11 protein-coding genes are annotated in these 12,333 nt (G+C 56.6%); 5 read left to right on the top strand and 6 right to left on the bottom strand.

From position 1 onward, the window contains the following. Nucleotides 1–45: 45 nt before the first annotated feature. The 3 genes from AUC45_RS02010 to AUC45_RS02000 form a co-directional block, all read right to left on the bottom strand. Nucleotides 46–513 (bottom strand): MerR family DNA-binding transcriptional regulator, encoded by a 468-nt coding sequence (locus AUC45_RS02010; RefSeq protein WP_067597411.1) that lies wholly within the window; start codon nucleotides 511–513, stop codon nucleotides 46–48. Between the two features lie 31 nt (nucleotides 514–544). Then, the gene (gene hisI / locus AUC45_RS02005; RefSeq protein WP_067597408.1) at nucleotides 545–946 is read right to left on the bottom strand and encodes a phosphoribosyl-AMP cyclohydrolase; all 402 of its coding nucleotides are present in this window, start codon (nucleotides 944–946) and stop codon (nucleotides 545–547) included. A 446-nt stretch (nucleotides 947–1,392) separates the two neighbouring features. Further along, on the bottom strand, nucleotides 1,393–2,079 hold the full coding sequence (locus tag AUC45_RS02000) for a ComF family protein (protein WP_067597405.1): 687 nt from the start codon (nucleotides 2,077–2,079) through the stop codon (nucleotides 1,393–1,395). A gap of 56 nt (nucleotides 2,080–2,135) precedes the next feature. Here AUC45_RS02000 and AUC45_RS01995 point away from each other — a divergent pair, with 56 nt between their 5' ends. After that, nucleotides 2,136–2,891 (top strand): hypothetical protein, encoded by a 756-nt coding sequence (locus AUC45_RS01995; protein WP_067597402.1) that lies wholly within the window; start codon nucleotides 2,136–2,138, stop codon nucleotides 2,889–2,891. 17 nt (nucleotides 2,892–2,908) lie between these two features. Here AUC45_RS01995 and ppdK read toward each other — a convergent pair whose 3' ends face one another. The 3 genes from ppdK to AUC45_RS01980 all read right to left on the bottom strand — a co-directional run bounded on the left by ppdK (nucleotide 2,909) and on the right by AUC45_RS01980 (nucleotide 8,718). Next, a complete protein-coding gene (gene ppdK, locus AUC45_RS01990) occupies nucleotides 2,909–5,581 on the bottom strand; it encodes a pyruvate, phosphate dikinase (protein ID WP_067597399.1) in 2,673 nt (890 codons plus the stop codon). A gap of 126 nt (nucleotides 5,582–5,707) precedes the next feature. After that, entirely contained in the window at nucleotides 5,708–7,789 is a 2,082-nt protein-coding gene (gene glyS / locus AUC45_RS01985) for a glycine--tRNA ligase subunit beta (protein WP_067597396.1), read from the bottom strand. After that, nucleotides 7,789–8,718 carry a glycine--tRNA ligase subunit alpha gene (locus AUC45_RS01980; RefSeq protein ID WP_067597393.1) on the bottom strand — a complete coding sequence of 310 codons (930 nt, stop codon included), beginning with the start codon at nucleotides 8,716–8,718 and terminating at the stop codon, nucleotides 7,789–7,791. The genes glyS and AUC45_RS01980 overlap by 1 nt, the downstream gene beginning before the upstream one ends. A gap of 161 nt (nucleotides 8,719–8,879) precedes the next feature. On the opposite strand from AUC45_RS01980, the gene AUC45_RS01975 reads away from it, so the two are divergent. The 4 genes from AUC45_RS01975 to pth all read left to right on the top strand — a co-directional run bounded on the left by AUC45_RS01975 (nucleotide 8,880) and on the right by pth (nucleotide 12,226). After that, nucleotides 8,880–9,818, top strand: a complete 939-nt coding sequence (locus tag AUC45_RS01975) for a TraB/GumN family protein (protein ID WP_067597391.1) — start codon at nucleotides 8,880–8,882, stop codon at nucleotides 9,816–9,818. An 18-nt stretch (nucleotides 9,819–9,836) separates the two neighbouring features. Beyond that, complete coding sequence (locus AUC45_RS01970; RefSeq protein WP_067597388.1) at nucleotides 9,837–10,736, top strand: TraB/GumN family protein; 900 nt, start codon at nucleotides 9,837–9,839, stop codon at nucleotides 10,734–10,736. A 145-nt stretch (nucleotides 10,737–10,881) separates the two neighbouring features. Beyond that, entirely contained in the window at nucleotides 10,882–11,568 is a 687-nt protein-coding gene (locus AUC45_RS01965; RefSeq protein ID WP_067597386.1) for a 50S ribosomal protein L25/general stress protein Ctc, read from the top strand. An 88-nt stretch (nucleotides 11,569–11,656) separates the two neighbouring features. Continuing rightward, nucleotides 11,657–12,226: an aminoacyl-tRNA hydrolase gene (gene pth, locus AUC45_RS01960; RefSeq protein WP_067597383.1), complete on the top strand. Its 570-nt coding sequence runs from the start codon at nucleotides 11,657–11,659 to the stop codon at nucleotides 12,224–12,226. Nucleotides 12,227–12,333: the final 107 nt, after the last annotated feature.

Raw genomic sequence — 12,333 nt, 5'->3', positions numbered from 1 at the left:
CCCTTCGTGAGTTGGTTGTTCTGTTAGTTCTTTACGCTGCAAGGACTAGCCCAGATCGAGCTGTTCGATCTCAGTCACAAACTGCGATAATTCTTTGATGGATGATTCAATATCGGCTCGTTGCGCTTTCAACTTCGCGATATGCGCCCTGCACTTTTCGATCGTAACGCGGCGTTGCTCTACACGGCCGTCATCGAGATCGTAGAGGTCGATCATCTCGCGGATTTCAGTGAGGCTGAATCCTACATTCTTGGCGCGCATGATCCATGCGAGCCGCGCACGGTCACGTTTTGAATACACTCTCGTAAGTCCAACACGAGCGGGACTAATTAGCCCTTCATCCTCATAAAAGCGCAATGCGCGAGCGGTGCATCCAAATTCGCCGGTCAGGTCGGAGATTGAAAACTGCTCACGTTCTTGCGCGTCTGGCGTATCAAGGTGAGCTCGGTTCTGGCGTTGTTCGTCCTGCGTAGACGGATCGCCAGCGTTCGATTGGAGAGATGCAGTAGCCATGCAGCCTCTCTACCTTCCCTTTACGTGAGCGTCAAGTCTTTACCTTCACGAGAGTTGGGGTGCCTTCATCCGAGGAATTGACTTGGCGATAGAAGCAAGAAGGTCTGCCCGTATGGCAAGTTGGACCAGCGGGTTCTGCAAAGATGACGAGCGCATCTTGATCGCAATCGACTCGAATCTCGACAACTTTGAGCACATTCCCAGAGGTCTCGCCCTTCTTCCACAGACGGGCTCTGGATCGCGACCAGAAGTGAACTTCGCCGGTTTCGAGCGTTAACCGCAATGAGGCATCGTTCATGAAAGCGACGACCAGAACTTCCTTGGTTTTTGTGTCGATCACGACGGCTGTTAAGAGACCCTGCGCGTCAAACATTGGCAGAAAGGCGCTTCCTTCTTCGCGCGCTTCCTTCGTGATTTCATTGCTTTGTGTCATTCTCGAGCCTTCTCGACTGTCGACAGTTTTTGCGATCTCATGCGTCTTCCTTAATCTCTTTCCAATTTGCGTCCAGTGGAGTTCAGCGTGCGACAATTTGTTGCACGATCACCACACAGGCGATCCAAAATCGGACAGGCTGGATATTTGACCTTTCGATTACAGCGCTTGTTTGGAACAACATGGGGCATCACCGAACAACGACCAGTTGGTCAGGTTCAGGGGGTGACCAGACAGCAGCTGACAGCGGGGTGTTAGCGCGTTTGGTTGAACGATGAGAGATAGGGTCCTGATGGCGAAGTTAGGGGGTCGCCATCTTAGCTTTCGAAGCGGATCCATTTTATTTCGTCACGTGGCGCCCGGGGCCTTCTAGGCCTCGGGCGTTGTGTTTTCTCGGGTGCCTGATCTGCGAATTAGGTTCTTCAATCGCGCAACGCCAAGCTCACTCAGTCCACAACACGCGCGAAGCACACGAGCTGTACAGAACGCGCGCCGCCCGATTTGAGCGCCGCAATGCATGCATCGCTTGTGGCGCCACTCGTAAGCACATCGTCAACAAGCAGGATGCGACGATCTTGAAGTCTTGTAGCGCGTGATTTCCTGATTGCGATTGATCCATTCAAAGCTGCACGACGCTCTTTTTTGCCAAGCCCTCCCAAGGACGGCGTTCGTTTCGTGCGGACGAGGCCATCGACAAGCAATTCTCCGCGATGACGGTTCGATAGGTCACGGGCCAACAAGGCCGCCTGATTGTATCCGCGCTGCCAGAGCCGTGTCCGGTGCAAAGGCACGGGAACAATCAGCGGCGAATGATCACCATTTGCGAGAGGCAGCTTCGACGCCATCATCTGCCCAAGGAGTTTGGCGAGCGATGTCTTGCCGCCATGCTTGAAATTCAAGATGAGCTTACGCGAGATGTCATTATAGAGCGTCGCCGCGATCACGCTCTTTTCGCCGATAGACTCTCCGTTTTCCGCGATATCATGACCTTCCGGTGAGACTATCCCACTCCAGCAATTGAGGCACAAACCGCCTTGGCTGGCGACTGCTTCTCCACAGGCGGGGCATCGCGGCGGATATACGAGATCGACCAGCGGCTGCAGTCCTTCGACAATTTTTGTCCCAACGCCCATGGTTTTGGCGACTGCATGGCTTGCACATCCCAAGCAAGCGCGGCAGGGCCTGCGTCATGCCATCCGCAACGGTTCCCCATATCTTCGATCAGAGTACCCGTTTGCTTCGTTATCGTCGCGCAAAAGCCCTTCGTCAGCGAGGGGGATCGGCCAATTGGCTTGACGGGGATATGATCGAGGACTTTCTTGATCGCATTGATTTCATGAACCTTTCTGCGGGCAGCGCGCGCACGCTTGGGCATGTTTCCGCCAGCCTCAATACCGAATTGAGCAAGCGCGGTTTCGATGTCGTTTCAACCGATCTCGGAGCCTTCGACGAGGAACAAATCTGGCCCATCCAACCCGCCGATTACATTTTCGCAATGCGCACCTTGAGCACTTTGAACGATGTTCCCGGGGCGCTCCTCCATATTCGTCACGCTCTTAGCGAAGGCGGCATCATGTTCGCTCAAATCCTCGGCGCTGGTAGCCTTCCGACCCTTCGCGAAATCATGCTGGCGGCCGACGGTGACAGGCCTGCTGCACGTATCCATCCTCAAATCGACAATCAGGCGGCATCCGCGCTCCTCGCACGCGCCGGTTTCAGCAAACAGGTGGTCGATAGTAGGACACTCACGGTTCGATTCTCCAGCTTCGAAAGAATGGTTGCAGATCTGCGAGAACAGGCACTAACCGGCATCCTGGCAGACAGGCCGCCGCCTCTCTCGCGACGCGGGCTTGAACGGGCACGCGAAGCCTTCGAGACCCGGCGGGATGCCGATGGCAAGGTGGCAGAAAGGTTTGAGATCCTTGCCCTTACCGGATGGCGGTAGGAAAGCCCTTACCGCACTCAATCCGCCGCCAAAGCCGCCTGTGCTGCTGCCAGTCTCGCAATAGGTACGCGGTAAGGTGATGCGCTGACATAATCGAGGTTCACTTCTTCGCAGAACGCAATGCTTGCCGGATCTCCGCCATGCTCTCCGCAAATTCCGAGCTTGATATCAGGTCGTGTGACGCGTCCGCTTTCCGCAGCCATGTCGACCAACTGCCCTACTCCTTCGACATCGAGGCTCACAAAAGGATCGCGGGCGAAAATGCCTTTATCGACATAGGGCGCCAAGAATTTGGCGGAATCATCGCGGGATACGCCCAGCGTGGTTTGTGTAAGATCGTTCGTGCCGAAGCTGAAGAACTCGCCTTCTTCCGCGATTTCACCTGCCATGAGGGCGGCGCGCGGCAATTCGATCATGGTGCCGACGAGATAGGCGACTTCTGTACCTTGCTCTTCGAACACGGTTTTGGCCACGCGATCGACAAGAGCGCGAAGGATTGCCAGCTCCTTTCGAGTTGCGACCAGCGGGATCATAATCTCCGGTAGAGGAGCCTCCCCGCTTGATTTCTGCACCGCGCAAGCGGCTTCGAAAATCGCACGGGCCTGCATTTCGTAGATTTCTGGGAAAGTGATTCCCAATCGGCATCCACGATGGCCAAGCATTGGGTTGAACTCATGGAGCTCATCCGCGCGGCGTTTCAGGTGATCGACACCCAAGCCAGTCGCGTCAGCGAGATCTTCAAAGTCTTCATCATTGTGGGGAAGGAATTCATGCAGCGGTGGGTCCAAGAGACGGATCGTGCACGGAAGACCTGCCATCACTTCAAATATCGCTGCGAAATCTCCGCGCTGTTCAGGCAGTAACTGATCGAGCGCTGATAGCCGGGTCTTTTCATCTTCTGCCAGAATCATCTGCCGCACCGCTCGAATACGGCGGGCGTCGAAAAACATATGCTCGGTCCGGCAAAGACCAATACCCTCTGCACCGAATTGACGCGCCATCCGGCAGTCGTCAGGAGTTTCGGCGTTGGTGCGAACGCGCATTCGGCGCAGCGCATCAGCCCATTCCATCAGGGTCCCGAAATCACCAGCGAGCTCCGGATCGACTGTCGGGACAATACCCAGCATCACCTGACCATTCGCCCCATCGAGCGTAATCTCGTCGCCCTCTTTCAGCTCCTGCGAGCCGATGCGCAGCGTGCGTCCGGCGCGGTCGATTGAAACGCCGCTTGCGCCAGAAACGCAAGGCCGTCCCATCCCGCGCGCAACAACCGCCGCGTGCGACGTCATGCCTCCGCGTGCTGTGAGGATTCCCTGCGCAGCATGCATGCCGTGAATGTCCTCTGGGCTGGTTTCGACCCTCACCAGGATGACCTTGTCCCCTCGCGACGCAAACACTTCGGCAGTATCGGCATCGAGCACAATCTTACCGGAGGCAGCGCCCGGAGATGCTGGAAGGCCGGTGGTGAGAACGCTACGCTCTGCATCAGGATCAAGCGTGGGGTGGAGCAGCTGATCGAGCGCCATTGGATCGACCCGCGCAACCGCTTCTTCCTTGGTGATGAGTCCCTCGCCCACCATCTCCACCGCCATTTTCAGCGCCGCTTTCGCCGTCCGCTTGCCCGAACGGGTTTGCAGCATCCACAATTTGCCGCGTTCCACTGTGAATTCGATATCCTGCATATCGCGGTAGTGGTTTTCGAGTAGGTCAAATACTCGGGCTAATTCGCCGTAGGCATCGGGCATTGCCTCTTCCATGGAGAGCGGTTTTGCCCCTGCGTTTTCCCGCGCAACCTTGGTCAGGTACTGCGGCGTGCGGATGCCGGCCACCACGTCTTCGCCCTGCGCATTGATGAGGTATTCGCCATAATACGCGCGCTCCCCTGTCGCAGGATCGCGTGTGAAGGCTACGCCGGTGGCGCTTGTCTCGCCCATATTGCCGAACACCATGGCCTGCACATTGACGGCTGTGCCCCAATCGGCGGGGATATCGTTCAAGCGGCGGTACACTTTCGCGCGGTCGCTATCCCAGCTGTCAAACACCGCCCGGATAGCTCCCCAAAGCTGTTCGTTCACATCCTGCGGAAAAGGCTTGCCCCATTCCTGCTCTACGATGGATTTGAATTCGCCAACCAGCGTCTTCCAGTCATCGGCCGACAATTCGGTGTCGGCGTAGAAGCCATTGTCTTCCTTCGCGATTTCGAGCGCTTCTTCGAACAGGCCGTGGTCAAGGCCAAGCACCACGTCCGAATACATCTGGATAAAGCGGCGATAACTGTCCCAAGCGAACCTCTCATCACCCGACGTTGTCGCGAGCCCTTCGACCGTTGCGTCATTCAGGCCAAGGTTCAGCACGGTATCCATCATGCCCGGCATCGACACCCGAGCGCCCGAGCGAACCGAAACCAGTAGCGGATCGGCGCTGTCTCCGAATGACTTGCCCACCGCGCTTTCGATATGCGTCAGCGCCTTGGCGACGTCACTTCGTAAACCATCTGAAAAGTCAGCACCTTCCTGCAGATAGCGCACGCATTCTTCGGTCGTGATGGTAAAGCCGGGAGGTACAGGCAGCCCGATGCTCGCCATTTCGGCAAGGTTTGCGCCTTTGCCGCCAGTTACCTCTTTGTCCTTTTGCCGGGTATCATCGTGGCTGGCGCTTCCGCCGAATGGGTAGACCGTTTTTTCGGACATTTTATTTCCTACTAAGGTGACAAAGGTGACACCCTGTCACCTACAACTCACGACCTCAAGCTATTGTTGTTATTATATTTTACATGGAATTTCTTGGGGTGACGGACAGGGGATCAGAGGCCTTTTTCACCCTTCTATCCGGCTAAAATCAGCAACTTGGTGCACCGCATCGCGGAATCGCGCGAGCAAGGCAAGACGTGCAGCGCGCTTGTCCGCGTCTGGGTCATTCACGATCACATTGTCAAAGAACGCATCAATCGGCGCGCGCAAAGTGGCGAGAGCCGCCATGGCTGCTTCGAAGTCTTCCGCTTCTACGGCAGACGCAGCTTTCGGAGCCGCTGCATCGAGCGCATCGATCAACGCCTTTTCGCTCGGTTCCGGAGTGTAGGAAAGGTCTTTACCAGACGGGTATTCCCCACCCTGCCACTCCTCTTTTTTGAGAATGTTGGCCGCGCGTTTGTAGCCTGCGAGGAGATTCGACCCATCGTCGGTTTCGAGAAAGGCTGCAAGCGACCTTGCGCGCGCCTCCACCCGGTCAATTCGCAAATCGGGACCGCTGGCCCAAGTCTGGGAGGCAGCTACAAAATCGTATCTGACACCCTGATCGCGCAATTGAACCGCCAGACGATCGTGCAGAAACTCAGCGAGTTTTTCGGCCAAGGCAGTGTTTGGTTGACTGTCCCAGGCGTGTACTACTTCATCCAAGGACAACTTCAGCGAGTTTTCTTGGATGAGGCGAATGTATCCCAGCGCGGCTCGCCGAAGTGCAAAAGGGTCTTTTGAGCCGGTTGGCAGGATATCAATTTTGAAGAAACTCAACAGATTATCGAGCTTATCCGCCAGACTGACAGCGACCGTTGTGGGAGCTGTGGGCACGTCATCACCCTGCCCTACAGGTTTGTAGTGGTCGCGGATTGCATCGGATACTTCCGTCGGTAGTCCTTCCTTCTGCGCGTAATACCCGCCCATGAGCCCCTGTAGTTCGGGAAACTCGCCAACCATTTCTGTAACAAGATCAGCCTTGCTGAGCTCAGCCGCTCGCCTTGTCAGATTATGATCGCCGTTCGGTGCCTTCGCATCAAATACGAGCCAACTTGCCAGCTTAGCCACCCGGTCGACCTTGTCGGCCACTGTACCCAGCTTCTCATGAAACGTAATCCGCTCCAGCCCCTCAGCATGGCTGGCGAGGGTGTTCTTCTGATCAAGCTCCCAGAAAAAGCGCGCGTCGGCGAGCCTCGCGGCGAGGACCTTGCGGTTTCCATCGACCACCACGGCAGGGTCTTCTGCGGCGATGTTGGCGGTGCAGATAAAGGCGTTGGCAAGGCGCGTTGTGCCATTGGGCGTGCGTTCTTCGCACACGAAATATTTCTGGTTTACTCGTGCGGTGAGCTGGATCACCTCGGGCGGCACATCCAAGAACGCTTCGTCAAATCGGCCCAGCAGCGGCACGGGCCATTCGGTGAGGCCTGCGTTTTCAACGACAAGTCCTTCGTCCTCTACGACGGTAACGCCCGCAGCTTTCGCGGCTTTGCGAGCGCCTTCGCGGATAATACCCGAGCGCTCTTCGTGATCTACGATGACGCAAGCTTCACGCAGTATATCAGCGTAATCATCCGCGCCCGCGATCTCGATCTCGCCTGTGGAGTGGAAACGGTGGCCGATGGTCACGCGCCCACTGGCGAGGCCATCGGTGACGCATGGCACGAGTTCGCCATCGAGCAGCGCGACAATGCCTGACAAAGGCCGCACCCAGCGCGTGCTTTCACTGCTGATCGACGCATCGCCCCAGCGCATGGATTTAGGCCAAGAGAAATCGCGAATAATCACCGGGATCGCTGCGGCGAGCAGATCGGCAACCGCTTGTCCGGGCTTCTCAATCACGGCAAAATACGTCGCCCGGCCTTTTACGTCACGCGTTTGCAACTGTCCGCGCGTCACACCATTCTTGCGGCAGAATCCGTCCACTGCCTGATCCGGGGCACCAATAGGAGGGCCTTTGGCTTCTTCGCGCACTGCCTCGGTCTCGGTCGGAAGATCGCGCGCAATCAGTGCCAACCGTCGCGGGGTGGACCAGATGGTAAGATCGCCCACCGCAACACCTGCCGCATCCATTTCGCGGCGGAACAGCTTTTCAAGCTCTCCGCGCGCGCCTTTTTGCATGCGCGCAGGGATTTCTTCAGAGCGCAATTCGAGCAGGAAATCCGCCATCAGACGAGGCTCCATTCCGGATATTGCTCCGCCCATTGAGGCGCCATTTGCTTGGCATATGTCTCACACGACGACCGCGCGAGATCGCGCACCCGGCCCATATAGCTCGCGCGTTCCTGTACGCTGATTACGCCGCGAGCTTGCAATAGGTTGAAGATGTGGCTCGCTTCGACTGCTTGTTCATAGGCAGCGATAGGAACTTCATTTTCCAAGGCATTCCGGCATTCAGCCTCTGCCTTGGTGAAAAGTTCGAACAGGCCATCGGTGTCAGCAACCTCGAAATTCCATTTCGACATCTGGCGTTCGTTCTCAAGGAAAACTTCGCCATAGCTCACGCCGCGATCGTTGAAGGCGAGATCGTAGACATTGTCGACGTTCTGAACGTACATTGCGAGCCGTTCGAGCCCGTAAGTCAGCTCACCCGCGACAGGTTTGCAATCAAAGCCGCCCATTTGCTGGAAATAGGTGAATTGGGTGACTTCCATCCCATCACACCACACTTCCCAGCCAAGGCCCCAAGCGCCAAGCGTGGGCGATTCCCAGTCATCTTCGACAAAGCGGATATCGTGGCGCAGCGGATCAATTCCGATGGCTTTCAGGCTGCCGAGATAAAGCTCCTGTATGTCCGCCGGAGAAGGCTTCAGGATGACCTGATACTGATAATAATGCTGCAAACGATTGGGGTTCTCACCATAGCGGCCATCGGTTGGCCTGCGACATGGCTGAACGAATGCCGCGTTCCATGGCTCGGGGCCCAATGCGCGCAGGGTAGTCGCGGTGTGAAAAGTACCTGCCCCCATGCGCATGTCATAGGGTTGAAGGATCACACAGCCCTGTGCCGCCCAAAAATCGTGAAGCGTCAGGATCAAATCCTGAAAAGACGCCTTCGGATTGCGCGTCTGAGGTTTGAAATCAGGCTCTAAACTCATGGGAGGGCGCTTTGGCGGATGCCCGGAAAGCCGTCAATGCCGCAGTGCAGCATGGCTGTGCGTTGGCGCGGCGCGAAGGCGTGCAAAAATCAGTTGTTCATGCGCTTTTCAATTTGACCTTGGCACGGCTGCATCTATTTTGATCCGCAAGGAGATTTTTGATGAAATTGCGTTCAATCCTCACTGCCACTGCTACCAGCTTTGCCCTTCTCTCAGCCAGCCCCGCCCTTGCCGATCACCACGCTGAGCCAGAGGCCGCTGAAACGGTTGAAGCGCCCGAGGCGGCAGTCGAAGCGGTCACGCCAGCTATGTGGCAGGTCGCCGATGAGGATACGACCATCTATATCCTGGGCACCGTGCACATGCTTCCAAGCGATGTCGAATGGTACGCGGGTGACATCAAGGAAGCGCTCGACAGCGCCGATACTCTCGTGACCGAGATTGACATGACGCCAGAGAAAATGGCGGCTGCAGGCGCGTTGATGGGCGAATTGGGCACTCTCCCCGAAGGTGAAACGCTTCGCGGCCTGATGAGCGATGAGCAGCGCGCAACTTACGAAGCGGGTTTGGCAAAGCTCAACATTCCGGCTGCCGCATTCGATACGATGGAGCCTTGGTTTGCATCGCTCGCGATGACACAGATTGTCGCGCAGGCATCGGGTTTTACACCTGAAAAGGGTGTCGAGATGGTGCTCGAAGATAAGGTGGGCCCCGATGTGGGTCGTGCGGCGTTGGAGACGTTGGAGAGCCAGCTTGCAGCGTTCGACGAAATGCCGATCGAAGCGCAGCTCGCATTTCTGATCGAGAGCACCGAAGACCCGCTTGAGGGCATCGAGCTACTCAACAAGCTCGTCTCCCTTTGGGCGGATGGAAAGGTCGACGAGCTCGCCGACCTAATGAATGACAGCTTTGAAGCAAACCCGATCCTTGCTGAGCGTCTTCTCTACAATCGCAACTCAGCATGGGCTGGTTGGATTGAAGAGCGCCTTGATACGCCTGGCACCGTCTTGATCGCTGCGGGCGCGCTGCACTTTGCGGGCGAAAAGAGCGTTCAGGATTACCTCGAAGAGCGCGGGATTGAGACCGAGCGTCTTCAATAACCGACCCAAGCGGGCACAATGGGGAAATTGGGAAAACTACGCGCTGGATTAGCAATCGGGCTGTTCTCGCTCATCCTCAGCGCATGCGGTGATAGCCCGGATACGCCAGCAGACGCGCCAGAACCCAACCCGCTCGTATTCGAGATCACAAACGCGGATGGCGAGATCGAAGGTTGGATGCTCGGCACCATCCATGCTCTCCCCAAAGACACTGATTGGCGCACGTCGACGATCGATAACGTCATAGTTGATGCCGATGTGCTAATGGTCGAGGTGGCCAATCTGAACGATCGGCAAGCGGTTGCTGAAGTGCTCGCGAGGCTTTCGCGCTCAGAAAACCTTCCCAAGCTGTGGGAAAGAGTGGGCCGCGAGCATCGCCCTGCCCTCGACGATTTGCTCGAAGAGTCGGCTTTTTCCATGGATGATTTCGACAAAATCGAAACCTGGGCGGCGGCGCTGATGCTTTCTCAAGTCGGCGCGCAAGGAGACCCGACATACGGTGTAGATCAGGTGGTGATTTCGGATTTTTCCGACCGCGAGATTGTTGAATTTGAAGGCGCTGAAAAGCAGCTCGGGATATTCGACGCCTTGCCGATCGCCGATCAACGCGATCTCTTGGAAGGCGTTATCTCTGAGACAAAAACGGCAGAGGATGAGCGCGCGCGGCTTCGCAATGCATGGCTTACGGGCGATGTCACCGTGCTTGAGGAGGCAACCACCACCGGCATCATGGCGGATGCCGAGTTACGCGACGCACTACTTATCGAACGCAACGAAGAATGGACTGATATTCTAACCTCCGCCCTCGATGAGGAAGATAGACCGTTGGTGGCAGTAGGGGCTGCCCATCTGGTCGGTCCTGATGGAATGCCTGCCATGCTGGAGAAACGCGGTTATCGGGTAGAACGCGTCCGCTGATCTCGCTTCGCGCGCGCAGCACCGAAGAAGAGCTTGCGTTTTTGCCCATCCCCGCTATGTGCGCCGCTTCCCAGCTGCTGGTCATCCCTGGAGGCGGCGCGCTGGAAGACAATACTGTACACAATGCATTCGAAAGGCATGAACTATGAGCGACGCTCTTACTCTGCCCGCCGAAGCGCGCGAACGGGCTGGCAAGGGAGCCTCCCGTGCACTTCGCCGCGAAGGTCGGGTCCCCGCTGTTATTTATGGCGGCAAGGAAGAACCAACGACTATCCACGTCGAGGCCAAGGAGCTGATCAAGCAGCTCAACACCGGCCACTTCATGAACTCGATCGTCCAGATTGAACTGGGCGGCGACAAGGTTCGCACTCTGCCAAAAGATGTGGCTCTGCACCCGGTCACTGACCGTCCAACGCATGTCGATTTTCTTCGCCTGTCGAAAGACGCCAAGGTCGAAGTTCAGATCCCCGTTATCTTCCTCAACGAAGACGCATCGCCCGGTCTGAAAAAAGGCGGCGTTCTCAACGTGGTCCGTCACGAGCTTGATCTTATCTGCGCCGCAGACAAGATCCCGACCGAGATTGAGATTGACGTGACCGGCAAGGAAGTGGGCGATTCGATCCACATTTCCGAAGTCAGCCTGCCCGATGGCAGCGAAAGCGCGATCACTGATCGTGACTACACCATCGCAACCCTCGTTGCTCCGTCCGCTCTCAAGAAGAGCGAAGAAGAAGGCGCAGAAGACGAGGACGTCGATGCAGATGCAGTTCCAGCAACAGAACAAGGCGAAGATGCCGACGCTGCGGAGGAACAGGACGACAAGAGCGAATAAGCTCTTCTTTCAACGCAATCACCAAGGCACCGGGCTTCGAAAGAGGTCCGGTGTTTTGTTTTTGAAGGCGGAACGCTAGAGGCCCTGCATGCGAATTTGGGTTGGCCTTGGAAATCCCGGACCGCGCTATGCGCTTCACCGGCACAATATCGGATTTATGGCACTAGATGTCCTTGCCGAAATGCATGGGTTTGGCCCGGTGCAAAAGAAATTTCAGGGCTGGGTCCAAGAAGGGCGTATCGGCAATTCCAAAATCCTGCTCCTAAAGCCTGCCACATTTATGAACGAAAGCGGCCGCAGCGTTGGCGAGGCTATGCGGTTCTACAAGCTTGAGATGGATGCGCTTACCGTCTTTCACGATGAGCTTGATCTTGCCCCGTTCAAGGTGAAGGTCAAACAGGGCGGCGGGACAGCAGGCCACAACGGCCTGCGCTCGATTGACAAGCATCTTGGCTCAGATTTCCAGCGGGTACGGATCGGTATCGGGCATCCGGGCCACAAGGACCGAGTGACGGGCCATGTGCTCGGCAATTACGCAAAGGATGAACAGGACGATCTCGCCACCATGCTGGGCGCAATCGGTGCCGAGGCAGAATGGCTCGCCAATGGCGATCCGGCCCGTTTTATGAGCGATATTGCACTACGGCAGCAAGGCTGAATTGAGCCTGCCAAACGGCTGACCCGCGTTAACCATAATCGCCTTATGGTTAATCGCCATAACCACTCTCAAAAACCTGATCCGAAGCGGTACACCCCCGGTTTCCT

The organism is Erythrobacter sp. YT30, assembly GCF_001542875.1.
Lineage (GTDB): Bacteria > Pseudomonadota > Alphaproteobacteria > Sphingomonadales > Sphingomonadaceae > Erythrobacter.
Note: the sequence above shows the minus strand (reverse complement) of the source record. Positions and strands in the feature narration are given on the sequence as shown.